The sequence below is a fragment of the Verticiella alkaliphila genome, from assembly GCF_018904615.1.
In the GTDB taxonomy this organism is placed as follows: domain Bacteria; phylum Pseudomonadota; class Gammaproteobacteria; order Burkholderiales; family Burkholderiaceae_B; genus Verticiella; species Verticiella alkaliphila.
Genome location: NZ_JADCNH010000002.1, coordinates 72,159 through 89,809, shown reverse-complemented (window position 1 = coordinate 89,809; position 17,651 = coordinate 72,159). Strand labels below are relative to the sequence as shown.

At 68.4% G+C, this 17,651-nt stretch carries 16 protein-coding genes; 11 read left to right on the top strand and 5 right to left on the bottom strand.

Annotated elements, in window-relative coordinates:
- Positions 1-53: 53 nt before the first annotated feature.
- Entirely contained in the window at positions 54-1,415 is a 1,362-nt protein-coding gene (gene mnmE, locus IMZ29_RS01995) for a tRNA uridine-5-carboxymethylaminomethyl(34) synthesis GTPase MnmE (protein ID WP_216180210.1), read from the bottom strand.
- Positions 1,416-1,637: 222 nt separating this feature from the next.
- Here mnmE and IMZ29_RS01990 point away from each other — a divergent pair, with 222 nt between their 5' ends.
- From IMZ29_RS01990 to IMZ29_RS01980, 3 genes are all read left to right on the top strand, one after another.
- Positions 1,638-2,330 carry a GntR family transcriptional regulator gene (locus tag IMZ29_RS01990; RefSeq protein ID WP_216179802.1) on the top strand — a complete coding sequence of 231 codons (693 nt, stop codon included), beginning with the start codon at positions 1,638-1,640 and terminating at the stop codon, positions 2,328-2,330.
- An 84-nt stretch (positions 2,331-2,414) separates the two neighbouring features.
- Complete coding sequence (locus IMZ29_RS01985) at positions 2,415-3,398, top strand: Bug family tripartite tricarboxylate transporter substrate binding protein (RefSeq protein WP_371820084.1); 984 nt, start codon at positions 2,415-2,417, stop codon at positions 3,396-3,398.
- A 170-nt stretch (positions 3,399-3,568) separates the two neighbouring features.
- Complete coding sequence (locus IMZ29_RS01980; RefSeq protein ID WP_216179799.1) at positions 3,569-5,167, top strand: gamma-glutamyltransferase family protein; 1,599 nt, start codon at positions 3,569-3,571, stop codon at positions 5,165-5,167.
- Between the two features lie 108 nt (positions 5,168-5,275).
- On the opposite strand, the gene yidC is transcribed toward IMZ29_RS01980, so the two are convergent.
- From yidC to rpmH, 4 genes are all read right to left on the bottom strand, one after another.
- Complete coding sequence (gene yidC / locus IMZ29_RS01975) at positions 5,276-6,958, bottom strand: membrane protein insertase YidC (protein WP_216179796.1); 1,683 nt, start codon at positions 6,956-6,958, stop codon at positions 5,276-5,278.
- Between the two features lie 77 nt (positions 6,959-7,035).
- Positions 7,036-7,305 (bottom strand): membrane protein insertion efficiency factor YidD, encoded by a 270-nt coding sequence (gene yidD, locus IMZ29_RS01970; RefSeq protein WP_253206660.1) that lies wholly within the window; start codon positions 7,303-7,305, stop codon positions 7,036-7,038.
- Positions 7,305-7,697, bottom strand: coding sequence for a ribonuclease P protein component (rnpA, locus tag IMZ29_RS01965; protein ID WP_216180200.1), 393 nt, complete (start codon positions 7,695-7,697; stop codon positions 7,305-7,307). Before rnpA ends, yidD begins: the two co-directional genes overlap by 1 nt.
- Positions 7,698-7,864: 167 nt before the next feature.
- Positions 7,865-7,999, bottom strand: a complete 135-nt coding sequence (rpmH, locus tag IMZ29_RS01960; RefSeq protein ID WP_216179794.1) for a 50S ribosomal protein L34 — start codon at positions 7,997-7,999, stop codon at positions 7,865-7,867.
- Between the two features lie 198 nt (positions 8,000-8,197).
- On the opposite strand from rpmH, the gene IMZ29_RS01955 reads away from it, so the two are divergent.
- The 8 genes from IMZ29_RS01955 (at position 8,198) to IMZ29_RS01920 (ending at position 17,639) form a co-directional block, all read left to right on the top strand.
- Positions 8,198-9,559 (top strand): FecR family protein, encoded by a 1,362-nt coding sequence (locus IMZ29_RS01955; protein ID WP_216179791.1) that lies wholly within the window; start codon positions 8,198-8,200, stop codon positions 9,557-9,559.
- Between the two features lie 95 nt (positions 9,560-9,654).
- Positions 9,655-11,493 carry a CHASE2 domain-containing protein gene (locus IMZ29_RS01950; RefSeq protein ID WP_216179789.1) on the top strand — a complete coding sequence of 613 codons (1,839 nt, stop codon included), beginning with the start codon at positions 9,655-9,657 and terminating at the stop codon, positions 11,491-11,493.
- A gap of 21 nt (positions 11,494-11,514) precedes the next feature.
- Positions 11,515-12,813 carry a tetratricopeptide repeat protein gene (locus IMZ29_RS01945; protein ID WP_216179786.1) on the top strand — a complete coding sequence of 433 codons (1,299 nt, stop codon included), beginning with the start codon at positions 11,515-11,517 and terminating at the stop codon, positions 12,811-12,813.
- Positions 12,810-13,460, top strand: a complete 651-nt coding sequence (locus IMZ29_RS01940) for a TetR family transcriptional regulator C-terminal domain-containing protein (protein WP_216179783.1) — start codon at positions 12,810-12,812, stop codon at positions 13,458-13,460. The genes IMZ29_RS01945 and IMZ29_RS01940 overlap by 4 nt, the downstream gene beginning before the upstream one ends.
- Positions 13,461-13,580: 120 nt before the next feature.
- Positions 13,581-14,882, top strand: a complete 1,302-nt coding sequence (locus IMZ29_RS01935) for an amidohydrolase family protein (RefSeq protein WP_371820067.1) — start codon at positions 13,581-13,583, stop codon at positions 14,880-14,882.
- Between the two features lie 7 nt (positions 14,883-14,889).
- Positions 14,890-15,894, top strand: a complete 1,005-nt coding sequence (locus IMZ29_RS01930; RefSeq protein ID WP_216179781.1) for an ABC transporter substrate-binding protein — start codon at positions 14,890-14,892, stop codon at positions 15,892-15,894.
- A 72-nt stretch (positions 15,895-15,966) separates the two neighbouring features.
- Complete coding sequence (locus IMZ29_RS01925) at positions 15,967-16,827, top strand: ABC transporter ATP-binding protein (protein WP_216179778.1); 861 nt, start codon at positions 15,967-15,969, stop codon at positions 16,825-16,827.
- Complete coding sequence (locus IMZ29_RS01920; RefSeq protein ID WP_216179775.1) at positions 16,824-17,639, top strand: ABC transporter permease; 816 nt, start codon at positions 16,824-16,826, stop codon at positions 17,637-17,639. Before IMZ29_RS01925 ends, IMZ29_RS01920 begins: the two co-directional genes overlap by 4 nt.
- The last annotated feature ends 12 nt before the right edge of the window (positions 17,640-17,651 follow it).

Sequence of the window (17,651 nt, the reverse complement as noted above, 5' to 3'; positions counted from 1 at the left end):
GGCTCCCACTTCGGCCGCCCCGTCGCGGCGTCTTCCGATGTCGGTGGCTCGCATCACTTCCCGATGCAGAACCGCGAGAAGATCACCCCCAGCAGATCGTCGCTGCCGAACGCGCCGGTGATCTCGCCCAGTCGATCGTGCGCCAGGCGCAACTCTTCGGCGAACAAATCCAGCACGCGGTCGTCCTGCTCGGCGTGCAGGGCCGCCATCTCGAGGTGCGCATCCGCGGCGGCCAGCGCCGTGAGGTGCCGCTCGCGCGCCAGGTAGGGTGTCTCGGCGGCGGGCTGCCAGCCGGCGATGCGCAAGAGTTCGGCACGCAGCGTGTCCAGGCCTGCCCCGGTGCGCGCGGAGATGCGCAGAGCGTCGTCGGGCAGTGACGCATTCGCCTCTGCCAGATCGATCTTGTTGAAGACTTCCAGCACCGGCACGCCGCGCGGCAGGCGGCTCGCGAGCTCGCCACCCAACGACTGATCGTCTTGCGGCGCCCGCGCATCGCGCAGGTGGATCACCGCGTCGGCGCGACCGATCTCCTCCCACGTGCGTGCAATGCCGATGCGCTCGACCTCGTCGTCGGTCTCGCGCAGCCCGGCCGTGTCCACGACATGCAGCGGCACGCCTTCGATGGCGAGCTCCTGCACGACTTTGTCGCGCGTGGTGCCCGCCACCGGCGTGACGATCGCGGCGTCGAAGCCCGCGAGGGCATTCAGCAGGCTCGACTTGCCCACGTTGGGCACGCCGGCCAGCACGACATGCAGCCCCTCGCGCAGCAGCGCGCCCTGGCGGGCCTGGGACGTCAGTCGTGCGAGTTCCGCGCGGATGCCATCGAGCGTCGGCCGGGCCTGGTACTTCTCCAGAAAGTCGATTTCCTCTTCCGGAAAGTCGAGCGTGGCCTCGACCAGCATGCGCAGGTGCACGATGCGATCGGCCAAGCCACTGACGGCCTGCGAGAACGCGCCGCGCAGCGACGCGGCTGCACCGCGGGCCGCGGCTTCGCTCGCGGCGTCGATGAGGTCGGCCACAGCCTCGGCCTGGGCCAAGTCCAGGCGTTCGTTCAGGAAGGCGCGCTGCGTGAATTCGCCCGGCTCGGCCAGGCGCAGCCCCATGCCGGCACCTGCCTCCAGGCATCGCGACAGCAGTCGGCGCAACACCACCGGGCCACCGTGGCCTTGAAGCTCCAGCACCGTCTCGCCGGTGTAGGAATGCGGGGCCGGGAAGTACAGGGCGATGCCCTCGTCGATGGGCAGTCCATCGGCGTCCAGGAACGGGAGGAAGTGCGCGTGGCGCGGCGTCAACGCGTCCCGGCCCAGGATGGCCTGGACGAGCGGGGCGACGTCGCGCCCGGAGACGCGCACGACACCGATGCCGCCACGCCCGGGCGCGGTGGCGATGGCGGCGATGGGATCAAGGGCGGACAACATCGCGGGATAGTACATCGAGCCATCGCGATATCGAACCGCCAACAGCCGGGCGGTCTGCCACCACGCCTTGCGTCGAACCGATGGCCGTGGCCGCTGGCTGGGTTTGGCCGCTGAAACCGTTGCCCCTTCGGCATCGTTACGTTGCCGTTTCGACAGTGGTCATCACGCCAAAATCGACGTACAGTAGACCCGTTCAAATTGGATCCAATTATCCAATCCATGCCAGACACCTCGCTCACCCTCGTCACGCCCACCCGCTCGGCCAGCGCCGAACAGCAGGCCTACGACTACCTGCACCAGGCGATCTGCACGGGCGAACTCGCGCCCGGCGCGCGCATCGTCACGGAAGACATCGCGCAGTTGCTGGACATGAGCCGCATGCCGGTGCGCGAAGCCCTGCGCCGGCTGTCCGTGGCGGGACTCGTGGCCATCCGGCCGAATCGCGGCGCCGTCGTGACCCGACTGAACGTCGAGGACATGCGCGAGATCTTCGAGATGCGCAGCGCGCTCGAGGGCCTGGCGATCCGGCTCGCCGCGCCCCAGGTGACAGATCGCCAGATCGTGACGCTGGAGCGCCTGTTGGAGGACATGGAAGGCTGCGAGCAGAACTCCCAGGAGTGGCTGCAGCGACACCGACAGTTCCACGCCACCATCGTGACGGCAGCCGCACGTCCGCGGCTGGCCGCGCAGATCGATTCGCTCTATGCGCTGCTCGATCCCTACATGCGGATCTGGCTGCAGAACCCGGCCAAGCCACGCACGCCGCGCGCGGCGCACGAGCAGCTGATCTCCGTGCTCAAGGCACGGGACAGCCGGCTGGCCGAGCACACCCTGAACAGCCACATTGAGGGCACCGTTCCCTTGATCCTGAGCTTCGTGCAGCAACAGGAGCACGCCCAGGTGCGCCGCTAGTTCGGGCACCAACCACTCCCCCAAAGATTCCAGCCGCCGTAGCGCGGTCCCCTGTCCACCCTCCATCGCCAGACAACAAGGAACCTGCTCGTGACTCTCTCCCGCGTTTGCTCTGTCCTCTTCCTGACGGCCGGCCTCGGCGTCGCCGCTGCCGCGACGGCCGCGTCCACCGACTGGCCCCAGCGGCCCATCCAGATCATCGTGCCGTTCCAGGCCGGCTCGGCCACGGATCTCATCACCCGTCAGCTCGGCGTCGCGCTCGGCAAGGAACTCGGCCAGAGCGTCGTGGTGGAGAACCGCCCCGGCGCCGCAGCGGCCATCGGCAGCACGGCCGCCGCGCGCGCCAAGCCGGACGGCTATACGCTCCTGATGTCGGGCCCCGCATCGATGGTCACCAATGCCCTGATGATGCCCAACCTGAGCTACGACCCCGAATCCTTCGAGAAGATCGCGCTCGTCGCTCAGACCCCCAATGTGCTCCTGTCCAGCCCGGCCATGCCGTTCAAGACGCTGGAGGAGATGGTGGCCTACGCCAAGGCCAATCCGGGCAAGCTCAGCTATGCGTCCTTTGGCACGGGGACCACGTCGCACCTGGCCGGCGAACTGCTCAAGCAGCAGGCCGGCATCGATCTGCTGCACGTGCCCTACAAGGGCGCCGGTGAAGCGATTCCGGCGCTCCTCGGCGGGCAGGTCTCGATGTACTTCGATACCATCATGACCGCGCTGCCGCAGGTGAACACGGGCGCGCTGAATGCCCTGGCGATCTCCACCGGGGAGCGCTCGGACATGGCGCCGGACATCCCCACCGTGGCCGAGCAAGGCTATCCCGGATTCGACATCGCCCCCTGGTATGGTCTGGTGGCGCCCGGCGGCACCCCGCCCGAGGTGATCGAGAAGGTGTCGGCGGCGGTGCAGAAGATCGTGAAGGACGACGACTTCCAGGCGCAGCTTGCCAAGACCGGCGCCGAGATCCTGCCGGCCGACCGCGCCGCGTTCGATGCGCTCATCGCTGCCGAGCGCCCGCGCACCCAGGCGCTCATCGAACAGGCGGGCGTGAAGCCGAACTGATCCGCTGCCCCGGGGCCGGACAACGGTCCGGCCATGACGCCAGCACCCAAGGCCGCCCGGACCTTCGATCCGGGCAGGCGCCGTCCCGGATGGACGGACGCACGAATGACCGGGACAGCGGCTGCGAGGCCGCTGTCCCTTCTTGCCATTTCATGATGCACGGAGACCTCATGTCCTATCCCGATGACTTCTGGACGCTGCCCACTGAGACGCGGCGCCAACCCCTGGTGGCGCGCAACATCGTCAGCACCAGCCAGCCGCTGGCCGCCCAGGCCGGGCTGCGCATGCTGCTGGCCGGCGGCAACGCCGTCGATGCCGCCATCGCCAGCGCGATCACCCTGACGGTGGTCGAGCCCGTGATGAACGGCATCGGCGGCGACAATTTCGTGCTGGTCTGGCACGAGGGCAAGCTCTATGGCCTGAACGCCTCGGGCCGCGCGCCCGCGGCCTGGACCCCCGAGCGCTTCGCCGGGCTCTCCGCCATGCCGGGCCTGGGCTGGGAGACGGTCACGGTGCCCGGCCAGGTGTCCGGCTGGGCGGCCTTGTCCAAGCGCTTCGGCAAGCTGCCTTTCGCCCAACTCTTCGAGCCGGCGATCGCCTACGCGGAAGAAGGCTTTCCGGTGTCGCCCACCATCGCTCGCCAATGGGCCACGCAAGCCGTCAAGCTCAAGGATCAGCCCGGCTTTGCCGAGGCCTTCCTGGTGGACGGCAAGCCGCCCGCCGCGGGCGACATCTGGCGCTACCCCGCGCAGGCGCGCACGCTGCGCCGCATCGCCGAGAGCCATGGCGAGGATTTCTATCGTGGCGAGATCGCCGAGCGCCTGGCTGCCTACGCCCGCGAGACGGGCGGCGCCCTTACCCGTGAAGACCTGGCCGAACACACGACGGAATGGGTCGAACCGATCGGTATGCGCTATCGCGACGACTACGTGCTGCACGAGATCCCGCCCAACGGCCAGGGCATCGCGGCGCTGATGGCGCTGGGCATGTTGGACAACCTGGAGCCGCCGCGCGCGGACGACCCGGCAAGCCTCTTTCACGACCCCATCGAAGCCATGAAGCTGGCCTTCGCGGATCTGCACGCCCACGTGGCCGATGCCGATCACATGGGCGAACTCACGCAGCAGCTGCTCGATCCGGATTACCTGCGTCGGCGCGCCGCGCTGATCCGTCGTGGCACGAGCGCCAAACCGGGTGCGGGCACCCCTGGCCAGGGCGGTACGGTCTACCTCACCACCGCTGACGCGGGCGGCACGCAGGTGTCCTTCATCCAGTCGAATTACCACGGCTTCGGCTCGGGCGTCGTGGTGCCCGATCTCGGGATCTCGTTGCACAATCGCGGCTGCGGCTTCACGCTCGCTCAGGGTCACCGCAACCAGGTCGCGCCGCGCAAGCGCCCGTTGCACACCATCATCCCGGGTTTCATCACGCGCGGCGGCAAGCCGTGGTGCAGCTTCGGCGTGATGGGCGGCAACATGCAGGCGCAAGGCCACGTGCAGGTGATGCGCCAGTTGGTCGATCTGGGCCGCAATCCGCAGGCGGCCAGCGATGCCCCGCGCTTTCGCGTCGAGAAGGGTGACACCGTCATGCTGGAATCCCACGTGCCGCAAGCCACCGTGGAGGCCCTGCGCGGCTGGGGCCACCCGCTGGACCTGCAACCCGCCAGCAGCCTGGAGTTCGGTTCGGCCCAGCTGATCGTGCGCCAGGACAACGGCAGCTACATCGCCGGCTCCGATGGCCGGCGCGACGGTCAGGCCGTGGGCTCCTGAGCGGAAGAGGTCCGGCGTCCTGCCGGACCGCCATCGTCGCACTGGGTGTGGTGCAAAAACGAAGGGCCCTCTTGCGAAGGCCCTTCGTCATTCACACGGCAAGGCGGATCAGGCGGCCTTGGCCGGCGCGTTCGCGATCTTGCGCGTGATGTACCACTGCTGGCCGATCGACAGGATGTTGTTGACCACCCAGTACAGCACCAGGCCGGACGGGAAGAAGAACATCATCCCGCCGAAGATCAGCGGCATGGCCATCATTACCTTGGCCTGCAGGGGATCCGGCGGCGTCGGGTTCAGCTTGATCTGCAGGAACATGGTGGCCATCATGACCGCCGGCAGGATGAACCACGGGTCACGCACGGAGAGATCCTGGATCCAGAGGATCCACGGCGCACCGCGCATTTCCACGCTGGCCAGCAGCACCCAGTACAGCGAGATGAACACCGGGATCTGCACGAGGATCGGCAGGCAGCCGCCCAGCGGATTGATCTTCTCGGTGCGGTACATCTCCATCATGGCCGCGTTCAGCTTCTGCTTGTCGTCGCCGAAACGCTCCTTCAGCGCCTGAAGGCGAGGCGCAACCTGCTTCATCTTGGCCATCGAGCGATAGCTCGCGGCCGACAGCGGGAAGAACACCAGCTTGATCAGCACGGTCAATGCAACGATGGTCCAACCCCAGTTGCCGATCATGCTGAAGAGCCAGGTCATGATGGCGAACAACGGCTTGGCGATAACGGTGAGCCAGCCGTAGTCGACTACCAGGCCCAGGCCAGGCGCCACCTGCTCCAGTGCCTTCTGGTCCTGCGGACCGACCCACAGCTGCGCGTCGGAGGCACGGGACTCCTGCGGGGCGATGGTGCCCATCGACTCGATGGTGCGCACGGCATACAGGTTGTTGCCCAGCGACACGACACCGTTGGTGCGCTGCGTGCCTTCCTGCGGCACCCAGGCGCTCACGAAGTAGTGCTGCACCATCGCGATCCAGCCGTTGTTGGCACCGGTCGTGAAGGTGGCACGGTTGCGGTCGATGTCCGTGAAGGAGATCTTCTGGAACTTGTCGGCTTCGCTGTAGACCGCCGGACCCGTGAAGGTGCTGTAGAAGCTCGATTCGCCAGCCGGCTTGCTGCCGTCGCGGGTGAGCTGCAGGTACACCGACGGGGCCACCGGGGCGTCGCCCACGTTGGTCACGTCATGGCGCACGCCGATGTCGTAGCGGCCACGGTGCAGCGTGTAGGTCTTGACCACGCGCACGCCGCCGCTGGTGGCTTCGAAGGCCACTTCCAGGGTGTCGCCGGTAAGCTCGCGCTGGGTGCTGGTCACCTGGAACGGGGTGCGGTGCGTCGGGAATGCAGCACCTTGCTGGCCCACGGTGCCCGTCTCGGCCACGTAGGTCAGGCCGGGGCGGCTATCGAGCAGCACCACGGGCTGATTGGCATCGTCGACGGCGCCGTACTTGAGCAGCTCGGCCTTGACCACGCGCGCGCCCACCGGATCGAAGGTGAGGCGAACCACGTCGGTCGTGACCACGACAGGCTCGGCCTGCGTCTGCACCGGCGCGGCGGTCGTGCTCGGCACGGCGCTGGCGGGGGCGGTGACCTCTTGCGGGATCGGCACGCCATCGGCGCCCGGCTGCGGCTGGGGCGAGACGCCCTCGTTCGCGGCCTCGGCCTGCGTGGCCGGCGGCGTGCCGCCGAACAGCGACGGCTTGCCATTGTGAACCTGCCAGTTGTTCCAGAGGAACAGCAGCGAGAAGGAGAAGATCATCCAGAGGATGGTGCGTCGTGTATCCATGAACTGTGCAGGTAGCCGGATAAAGGATCGTGGAGGCGGTCGGCCGGGGGCGCCGCGGGCCCGCCAGAGTGTAGCCGCTATTGGCCGCCGGGCTGGTCGGCCGAGGCGGCGCGGCGTTCGGGCGGGACGGGATCGTGACCGGTGCCGCCCCACGGGTGGCACCGGCAGAGACGGCGCAACGCGAGATAGCTGCCGTATGCCGGACCATGCACCTGGATGGCTTCCTGGGCATAGCCGGAACAGGTCGGCTCGAAGCGACACGACGGCGCCAGCCAGGGGCTGACGACGATCTGGTAGAACCGGATGGGAAGCAACAGAGTCGCCTTGGCGACGCGGCGCATGGACATCAGGGCTGTCCTCCGGGATTGGGCCTGGGGCCTGCTTGACGTCGAGCCCGCGCGAAGTGGGCATCGGCTTCGGCACGCACCTGGCGCTTGAGCACGGTCAGACTCAGCTCGCCCACACGACGGTGCAGGCGCATGGCGTAGTCTGCCGGCGGCAGCGTGGCCGCCTGATGACGGAAGGCTTCACGCACGACGCGCTTGATGGCGTTGCGCGTGACCGCGAGCGGCGCGTGACGCTTGCCGACGACGAGGCCGAGTCGGGGAACCCCCGCCACGGCCGGCCCGGCGTGCAGCATGAGCAACGCACCCGTGGCGACACGGCGGCCCTTGAGCGGTCCGGCAAAGGCATCGGGCGTCAGAAGACGCGCCGACCGGGGGAACGACAAGGTCGACATCACGCGGCCAAGCCAATGCCGTCCGAGCCAAGGCAACGGACGACGAACAGGCAGGCTTTCGGTACTACACTACTGCGTGAGGCGTGACGCTCGACACGGCAAGCCGTGCAAGGCGCGCACGCCGCGGCGCGGCTGCCGAAACGGCAACGGCGCACGAGGCGCATGGCTTAGACGGCCAGACGCTTGCGGCCCTTGGCGCGACGCGCGTTGATGACGGCGCGGCCGCCACGGGTCTTCATGCGGACGCGAAAACCGTGGGTGCGCTTGCGACGGGCAACGGAAGGCTGATAGGTGCGTTTCATGGCGGGCTCGGCAATGAGGTTTTATTGCAATCGAGAGGCCAATTGCAATGGTGATATATGCGTAAAACTTCGCAAAGCCAATCATTTCATCAGGTTCCCTGCAAGGTGTCAATGGCAAACGCGAAGCGCGGCATCGGCACCACAACCACTGTATCAAAGATATACTCATTGATTCGAAAACGTAACTCGTATCTCACCATGTCTTCGCCGCTGCCTGTCGCGCGCCTGGGCGCGCTGTGTCTTGCCCTCACGGGAAGCGTGTCCGCGCACGCGGCCGCCCCTGCCGCCGGCGAAGTCGTGCTGGTCGCGGGCCCTGCCTTCGTCCAGACAGAGGCGGGCCGCACGCCGCTCGCACGCGGCGCCGCACTCAAGGCGGGACAGACCCTCTTCACCGGCGAAGGCGGCTTCGTGCACGTGCGCATGGCCGATGGCGGCATGGTCGCCGTGCGGCCCCTGTCCGAATTCCATATCGACGTCTTCGATTACCAGGGCGACGTGGCCACGGATCGCGTGCGCTATCAATTGCGCGAAGGCGTGGCGCGCTCGGTCACCGGTGGCGTGGGCGAGGTCAACAAGGACGCGTTCCGTCTCAATACGCCTGTCGCGGCCGTGGGCGTGCGCGGTACCGATTTCGTGGTCGCCACTGACAACGCGCGCTCACGCGTGGCCGTCAACAGCGGCGCTGTCGTCGTCGCCGCCCTGGGCTCGGGCTGCGCGGCCGATGCCTTCGGCGCCTGCACCAGCGGCGGGCTGCTGCTGGGTGCTGCGCCCAGCGCCGACGGCCGCTATGTGGAAGTCGCCGTGGGCAATCCGTCCCCCCGTCTCGTTCAGGATCCGGCGACGAGCCCGGACAGCACGGCCGTGCCGCATCCGCAGGAGCCGGTCGCGAGCGTGCGGGCAGGCACCTCGGAGTCGGTCAACCGCTCCAAGCCAGATACCGTGCTCGAACTGCCTGCCACGCCGGCCCCGGCACCTGCACCCGATCCCGCCGCACCCTCACCGGGCCAGCCCGGCGTGTCCTTGCCGCCCGTCCAGCCCGAGATTCCGCCCGTGGCCGTGACGATGCCCACGGACGCCTACTGGGGCCGTTGGGATGCGATCGGCAAGGCAGGCAACGATGAGGTGCTGCTGGCTTCGCAACTGCGCGCCGCCGGCAAGGCGGCTCAGCTCGCCAACACGGTGTATGTGGCCGGGCTAGAGTCCCGCGCGACGGATCTGCCGCGCACCGGTCGGGCCGACTTCCTCGCCGCTGGCGGTGAAGGCATGCTGATCTCGCCCACGGGCAACACGACGCTGGCCGTGGGTGCCGGCACCCTCAGCGTGGATTTCAACCAGCGCAGCTTCGACACCCGCAGCAGCTTCGAGGGCAACGGCGCCACCTATGCCACGAGCGCGAGCGGCGTCATCAACGAGCGCGGCTTCCTGCACTCTGACCCCGCCCGGTCGGACTCCCTGGTGACGGGGGCCATCGGCAAGAATCTGGACAGCGCGGTCACCACGGTGCAGCGCACGTTCGAAGACGGTCAACTGCATGGCGTGGTCATCTGGGGGCAGCGATAGCCCGCCCAGGCCCTGCCGGCTCGCCACCCTCGGTCTCTCGCCCACGCTTTCTGCGCACGGTCTTCGTCGCCCTGTCGCTTGCGCTGGCGGCACTGGTGTTTCTCGAGCCGACACGCGGCGCACTGGAGAATCGCCTGCGTGGGGCGCTGCTGACGCTCGACGCGCGGCTGAATCCCCCGACCCCTGGCCCCGTGACCATCCTCGCCATCGACGAGGAAGCGATCGACATGCTGGGCACCTGGCCCTGGCCACGGGCCGTCTGGGCCGAGCTCATCGCGCGCATCCGCCAGGCGCATGCGCCCAACCTGCTCGGCATCGACGCCGTGTTCCCGCCCGCGCCCGAACAAATGGCAGGCAATGCCGCCTTCGCCGCGGCACTCGCCCGCCAGCCTTCCGTTGTCGGTCAGCTCATGCTGCACGATCCTGGCACCCGTGGCGCGCGGCCCTGGCAGCCCATCGCGCCGCCGCGGCCGGCCAACTTTCCGCCGCCTGACACGCCTGTCTTCAAAGGCGCCCTGGGCAGCGAGGCCGTGCTCGCGCAAAGCGCGCGCGTCGGGCACATCAATGCGCTCATCGACACGGATGGCGTGATGCGCCGCGCGCCAACGCTGGTGTGTGACGGCCCGCCTCCCGCCGCGTGCGCCCCAAGCCTGCTGCAGTCGCTCGTGGCGCAGCTCACCGGTGTCGGTGAATGGTCCGTGCGCCGAGGCGGCTGGAACGAGGCGAGTTGGATGCTGGTGCCCGGCGATCTCGACAGCCTGGCCCTGCCGGTGGACGACAGCCTCGCGCTCACGATCCCCTGGCGCTCGTCGGCGGCGCTGCGCTACGCGTCGGTCGCCCGGGCCTGGGCGGGGGAGTTGCCCGCAGGCACCCTGGACCAGGGGATCGTGCTGATCGGCGGGGTGTCCCTGGGCTTGGGCGACTACGTCGTCTCTGCCTTCTATGACACCGTGCCTGGGATCGAGGTGCATGCCCACACGCTGCAGGCCTGGCTGGGTGGTCAGGTGCCCTACGAGCCACGCTACGCAGCGTATCTGATGAATGCCCTTGCGTTCGTCACGGCGGCGCTGCTGCTGGCCAATGCCCGGCGCTTTCGACGATTGGCTGCCATCACCGCCGCCGGCGTGATCCTGCCGGTGGCAGGCGCCCTGATCGCCTGGCGCGTGGACCATGTACTGTGGCCCGCCGCGGCACCGGCCACTTTTGCGGCCTTCGCAGGAGCCGTGCTTCTGCTCAGTCAGGTGTTGCACGAGCGTACCCGGCTGCGCGAGCGCTTCGAGGCCTATCTGCCGCCCCCGCTGCGCCGTCTGATCGATCGCCCCGACGCGGTGGTGCCCACCGAGACGGGCTGGGGCACGGTGATGGTGGCCGACATCCTTGGCTACACCGCGCAATCCCAGCGCCTGCCCCTGGGCGACCTGGCGCGCTGGTGCGACAGCGGAATCGCGCACGTGGTGGGGCATGCCAAGGCGCACGGCGCCATGCTGGACAACGTTGCGGGCGACGGTGCCCTGCTGCTCTGGCGCACCGGCACCGACGTCGAGCAGGCCCAGGCGGCGTGCGACGCCGCGCGGGCCATCCTGGAGGGCATGAGCGCGCTGAACGCCTCGCTCGCCGAGCAAGGGCTGCCGCCGCTATCGATCGGTATCGGCATGCATGCCGGCCCCTACCTGCTGGGCTCCTTCGGCACGGATCAGAAGCGCTACACGGTGGTGAGCGAAGTGGCCAACCTCGCGGCGCATATCGAACGCCAGACACGGCACCACCCCTGGCCGCTGCTGCTCAGCAAGACGGTGGCGCAGGCCCTGCCCGCGAACGCCACCCTCCCGGTGGGCGACATGCCAGGGGAAATCCAGCGTACCATGGCGCTGTTCACGCTGGCCGACGTGCCTGCCAATCGCTGGCAGGGCCGCCGAAGCGCTGATCCGACCTGATGTCTCGTGGCTAGAATCCGTTTGTCCTCCCCCTCGTTTTCGGCGCTGTCGCCACTTGCGCGACGGCTCTCGCGTCGTCTGCCGGCGCGCCCGTCTCGGGCATTGCGCACCGCTACGCAGCGCGCCGGCTGGCGCGTCTGGCTCTCGGCCGCGATGCTGACTGCCGGCCTGCAGATGCCGGCAGCGGCGGCGCCAGCCGATTCGGCCACGGCCGGCGCCAGCACGCCGGCCCTCGAAGCCTATGAGGCGGGACTGGACGCCCGCGCGCGTGGGGACATCCGCGCCGCCGCCCTGCACTTCGAGCAGGCGCTGATGTACGACCCGGATTTCGCGGGCGCGTGGTACGACTACGGGCTCGCCCTGTGCGATCTCGGCGATCCCGCCGGCTGCAACAATCTGCTGACGGCCGCGGTGTCGCGCTTCGGCCTGCCGCCCGCCTTGCAGGCGGGCCGCCAATCGCTCATCGCCCACGCCGGTGAACTGCGACTGGGCATTGGTGCCAGCAGCAACCTCTCGCGCTCGACGAGCGTCACGGACCTGACCCTGCTGCTGGACGGCCTGCCGGTCACTGCGACGCTGGATCCGCGCTTTCGCCAACGCGGTGGCGGCTTCACCGAGGCGGGCCTGCGCTGGGAATCGCGCTGGCCGTTGCACGACATCGAAACTCGCCTGGATCTCACGGCGCGCCGGCCCTTCTCCAGCGCGCCACCCGATTTCCTCGCAGGCTACGGCGAACTCGGCGTCGGCATCCGTCCGCGCACGCGTGTTGGCGTACTGGCGCTCGGCGTGGACGAGGACTACCTGGGCGCCATCACCGCCGTGGGCGGCTGGGCCGAGCATCGCTTCGCTCCGCAAGGCATGGCCGTGCGCGCCGCCTTCGAGCGCCGCCACCCCCGTGGCCAGGCCGGCTGGAACACCGCGCGCCTCATTGCGCGCATTCCCGTGGGCGGCGACACCGCCCTGCAGGCCGGCTACGAATACGATTTCGCCCAGCGCGAGCGCGCAGGACGCGCGCAGCAGCGGCTGCTGCTGGACCTGCGCAGCGGCTTCTCGCTACCCGAGATCGCCGGCCGCATCCCGCGCCTCACCCTCGGTGCGGGCGTGCTACACGCCCGCGACCGCGACGCCTACAGCCCGCTCTTTGGCGATGTGCGCAGCCGGCGCACGCGCTGGCAGGCCAGCGCCGATCTCAGTGTCAACATCAACCGAGACTGGCGCGTGAACCTCGGCGTCCTCGCAGCACGCCAGCGCGCCAACATCGGGCTCTTCGACTACAAGGAAGCCAGCGCCACGCTGTCGTTGATCTACCTGTTCCAATGAGTCAGGACGCGCCCGCCTCACGCCAGCCTCGCTCGCGCAACCGGCCCGGTCGCGAGCGCATCCTGCAGGCCATTCGCCAAGCGGCCATCGCCGAATTCAGTCTGCAAGGATTCAAGGGGGCGACGACGCAGGAGATCGCCCGGCGGGCGGGACTCACCAAACCCCAGCTGCACTACTACATCGCCGGCAAGGACGAGCTCTACCTGGAGCTCCTGCATGACGTCCTCGCGGGCTGGTCTGCGGGAGTCGTCTTCGAATCCGACGAGCACGATGCGCGCTTCGTGCTCACCCAATACGTGCGGCGCAAGTTCGAGTACGCCGTCGCCAATCCGGATCTGTCTCGCATTTTCACGCGCGAGATCATGGATGGCGGGCCCAACCTGGGCAGCTACTGGCCGGTGGCCGTGGCCTCCATCCGGCTGAAAGTCGAACGCATCGACCGCTGGATCGCGCAGGGTCAGATGCGTGCGCTCGATGCCCGCATGTTTCTCATGCACATCTGGGCCATGACCCAACATTATGCGGACTACGAAACGCAGGCTCGCGTTGTGCTCGAGTGCCCTCTACCGGCGCCGCTGCCGCGCGAACCGATAGTGCGCGAACTCACGGAATTGGTGCTGCGCGGCGCCGGCATCGCACCAGAATAAGGCATCGCTGCACACAGCAGAAGTGCCGCGACACTCTGGGATGCCCCGCGCGCGAAGTTGGCATGGCTTTCGCTTATTTTGACCAATCGATCAAATTGAGTGGTCAAACCTGTGAGTGCCGTGTCGTTCGCCCCCGCCTGGCCGCCAGACCTCGCCACCGCCCGAGCGGTACGCTTGCGCCGCGTGCGCCTGCCGCGCTGGCTGCTGGGCCCGGGTTGGCCATCTCGAAATGGCACGCCTGCGTTCGCGGATCTGGTCGTCGTGAACGGCCACGTCGCGAGCCTGCAGCCGTCTGACGGGCCGGGACGCCATGTCGTATGGACGACCGGCGATGACCACGACCTCGACGGCATGCTCGCCCTGCCCGGTCTGGTCGAGGCACATGCGCACCTGGACAAGACCTTGACGCTGGACCGCCTGGGCGAGACCGAGCCCGGGCTGCTGGGTGCCATTGCGGCCATGATGCATGACCGGGCAGGCTGGACACCCGAGGACGTGCGTGCTCGCGCCGGTACGGCACTGACGTGGGCATGGGAAGCCGGCGTGACACGGCTGCGCACGCACTGCGACTGGTGGGAGCCCGACACGGTGCCCCTCGCCTGGCACGTACTGGGCGAGCTCGCCGACGAATGGCGCCCCCGCCTGCGCATGGATCGCGCCGCGCTCATGCCGCTCACGTTCTTTGCCGAGCGCGGCGAAGCTCACCGGCTGGCACAGGGGCTCGCAAGGCTGGATCCGACCGCCAAGCTCGGCGCCTTCATCCACACGAGCCGGTGGGATCCGCTCGCCATGCGTCACCTCGTTCAAGCCGCTGCGGACGCGGGGCTTGGGCTGGACCTGCACATCGACGAAGAGCTGGATCCGGCGGCCGCCGGCCTCGCCACCCTCGCGGGGCTGCTGCGCGAGACTGCCTTTGCAGGGCCGGTGATGTGCGGTCACGCGTGCGCATTGTCAGCACAACATGCAGACGTCGCACTGGCCACGCTCGACGCGGTCGCCCGCACCGCCATCACGCTTGTCACACTGCCGGCGACAAACCTGCTGCTTCAGGACGCACGCACGGGCCATACCCCCCGCCAGCGCGGCCTCACGCTGGTGAAGGAAGCCCGTGAGCGCGGCATCCCGGTGCTGATCGGCTCGGACAACGTGCAGGATCCCTTCTGCGCGGTGGGCGACTACGACCCTCTGCAGGCGCTGGGCACCGGCGTGCTCGCCGCGCAGTTGCCCGCTGCCTTCGACGTCTGGTCCGAGGCCATCTGCCGTCACGACTGGCTCGACCCCGGCGCGCCCATGCCGCTCGCCGTTGGCGCGCCCGCCGATCTCGTTCTCTTTCCCCATGCCCGGCCGCACGGATTCCCTGCCCGCACCCACGGGCGCGTCGTGTTGCGCGGCGGGCGACTCGCCAGCCCCCACTCCTCCTGAGGATGCCATGAAGACGTCGTTGCCACACGCCCTTGCCCGCGCCGCCCGCTGGGCCGCCCTGCCTCTTGCCGCCGGTTTCATCGCCCCCATCGCCCAGGCGGCCGAGAAGTTCACCCTGCTCACCAACTGGTATGCCCAGGCCGAACACGGCGGCTTCTATCAGGCGCTGGCCCAGGGCCTGTACGAGAAGGCCGGCCTGGACGTGACCATCAAGATGGGCGGGCCGCAGGTCAACAGTGTGCAGATGATGGTGGGCAAGCAGGCCGACTGCGTACTGGGCTCCAGCGACCTGCAGATGCTGCAGGTGCGCGCGGGCGGCGTACCCGTGACCACCGTGGCGGCCTTCCTGCAGAAGGATCCCCAGGTGCTGATCGCGCACGAAGACGTGAAGTCCTTCGAGGATCTCAAGGGCAAGACCATCCTCATCGGGCAGACCGCGCACCGCGCCTACTGGCCGTGGCTCAAAGCCCGCTACGGCCTCACGGACAGCCAGACGCGCCCCTACACGTTCAACATCCAGCCTTTCATGGCCGACAAGAACACGGCGCAGCAAGGCTACCTGACGTCCGAGCCCTTTTCCATCCAACAGGCCGGCGGCAAACCGACCGTGCTGCTCTTCTCCGACCACGGCTACCCCGCCTATGCCGCCACCATCAGCTGCATGGACGACACCGTGAAGGCGCGACGCGATGTCGTCAAGGCCTTCGTAGCCGCCTCGGCCGAAGGCTGGAAGCAGTATCTGCAGGACCCGGCACCCGCCAACGCGCTCATCCGCAAGGACAACCCCAACATGACCGAGGCCCAGCTGGCCTATGGCGTGAAGAAGCTCAACGACGAGCAGATGATCAAGGGCGGGGACGCTGCCACGCTGGGCATCGGCATCATCACTGAAGCACGAGCGCGCCAGAGCCACGCGTTCCTGGTCGATGCCGGTTTGCTCGAGGCCAGCAAGGTCTCGGTGGACCAGGCCTACGACTTCTCGCTGGTTAAGGACATCAAGGTCCTGCCCTGACACGTTCGGGGGCGCATCGTCCCCGATCCGCCGCGGCCTGGCCGCGGCCCACCCTCACGCGGACGCTCTGCCATGCTGCCTGCCAAATCCTCGCTGTCGCTGGCCTACCCGCCTCCAGTGCCTGAGCCCGCCACCGCCGGCACGGCCGCGGCACCCGTGGTCGAGGTGCTCTCGGCTGAGAAAACCTATGACAAGGGCACGCGTGCATTGCTGCCCGTTGATCTGCGCATCCGCCAGGGTGAATTCGTCACGCTGCTCGGCCCCTCGGGCTGCGGCAAGAGCACGTTGCTCAAGATGGTCGCGGGTCTGCTCGAACCGACTGATGGCCGCATCCTGCTATGGCGCCAGCCCGTGCAGCAGGCCACGGCGACGGCAGGCAAGATGGCCTTCGTGTTCCAGTCCCCCACGCTCATGCCCTGGGCCAGCGTACAGACCAACGTCCGGCTGCCGCTGGACCTGGCCGGCGTGCCACGCGCCGAGGCCGACGCTCGCGTAGCCGATGCCCTGGCGCTGGTGGGCCTCACCCGATTCCACGAGGCCTTGCCCCGTGCGCTCTCGGGCGGCATGCAGATGCGCGTGTCCATCGCCCGTGCGCTCGCCACCGATCCGGATCTGCTGCTCATGGATGAGCCCTTCGGCGCCCTGGACGAGATCACGCGTCACAAGCTGGACGCGGACCTGCTGGAGCTGCAGCGGCGCAAGAACCTGACCGTGGTCTTCGTCACGCACTCGATCCACGAAGCCGTGTTCCTGTCGAATCGCGTGGTCGTGATGGCCGCCCGTCCGGGCCGCGTCGTGGAGACCGTGCCCATCGCCGAGCCGTATCCGCGCAGTCTGGACTTCACCACGTCCACCGAATTCGCCCAGTACGCCCGCCACCTGCAGCACAGCCTGCTGCGCGCAAGCGTCGACACCGAGGAGGCCTTGTCATGACCCCGCGCAAAGCCCCTCTGCCCCTCATGCGTCGGCCACACGTGCAGCGCATCGTCTATCCCGCCCTTGTCGGCCTCACGCTCATCCTCGCCTGGCAGCTGGCCGTGACGGCGCTGCAATTGCCGCCCTATCTCGTTCCCTCGCCCTGGCTCATGGGCGTGACCTTGGTGGAACATTGGCAGCCCCTGGGCATGGCACTCGCCACCACGGTGAAGATCACGGTCACGGCCTTCCTCGCGGCCATCGTGGCCGGCGTGCTGATCTCGTTTCTCTTCGTGCAGAGCAAACGGATCGAGACGGCGCTCTTTCCGTACGCGGTGCTGCTGCAGGTCACGCCCATCGTGGCCGTAGCCCCGCTCATCATCATCTGGGTGAAGGATCCGACGATCTCGATGGTGATCTGCGCGACGCTCGTGGCGCTCTTTCCGATCATCGCCAACACGACGCTCGGTCTGCGCAGCATCGACCCGGACCTGCAGGCCTACTTCCGCCTGAACCGCGCCACGCGCTGGCAATCCCTCGTGCGCCTGCGCATCCCGAGCGCGCTGCCGTACTTCTTCGGCGGGCTGCGCATCTCCAGCGGCCTGGCCCTGATCGGCGCGGTGGTCGCCGAATTCGTGGCTGGCACCGGCGGCACCGGTTCGGGACTCGCCTATCAGATCCTGCAGGCGGGTTTTCAACTCGACATCCCACGCATGTTCGCGGCCCTGCTCCTCATTTCCCTCACCGGCATCGCGCTCTTCGCCGCGATGTCCTGGCTGTCGAAGAAGGCGCTGGGCGCCTGGCACGCCAGCGAGACGTCCCACGACTGAATGCCCTGCCCT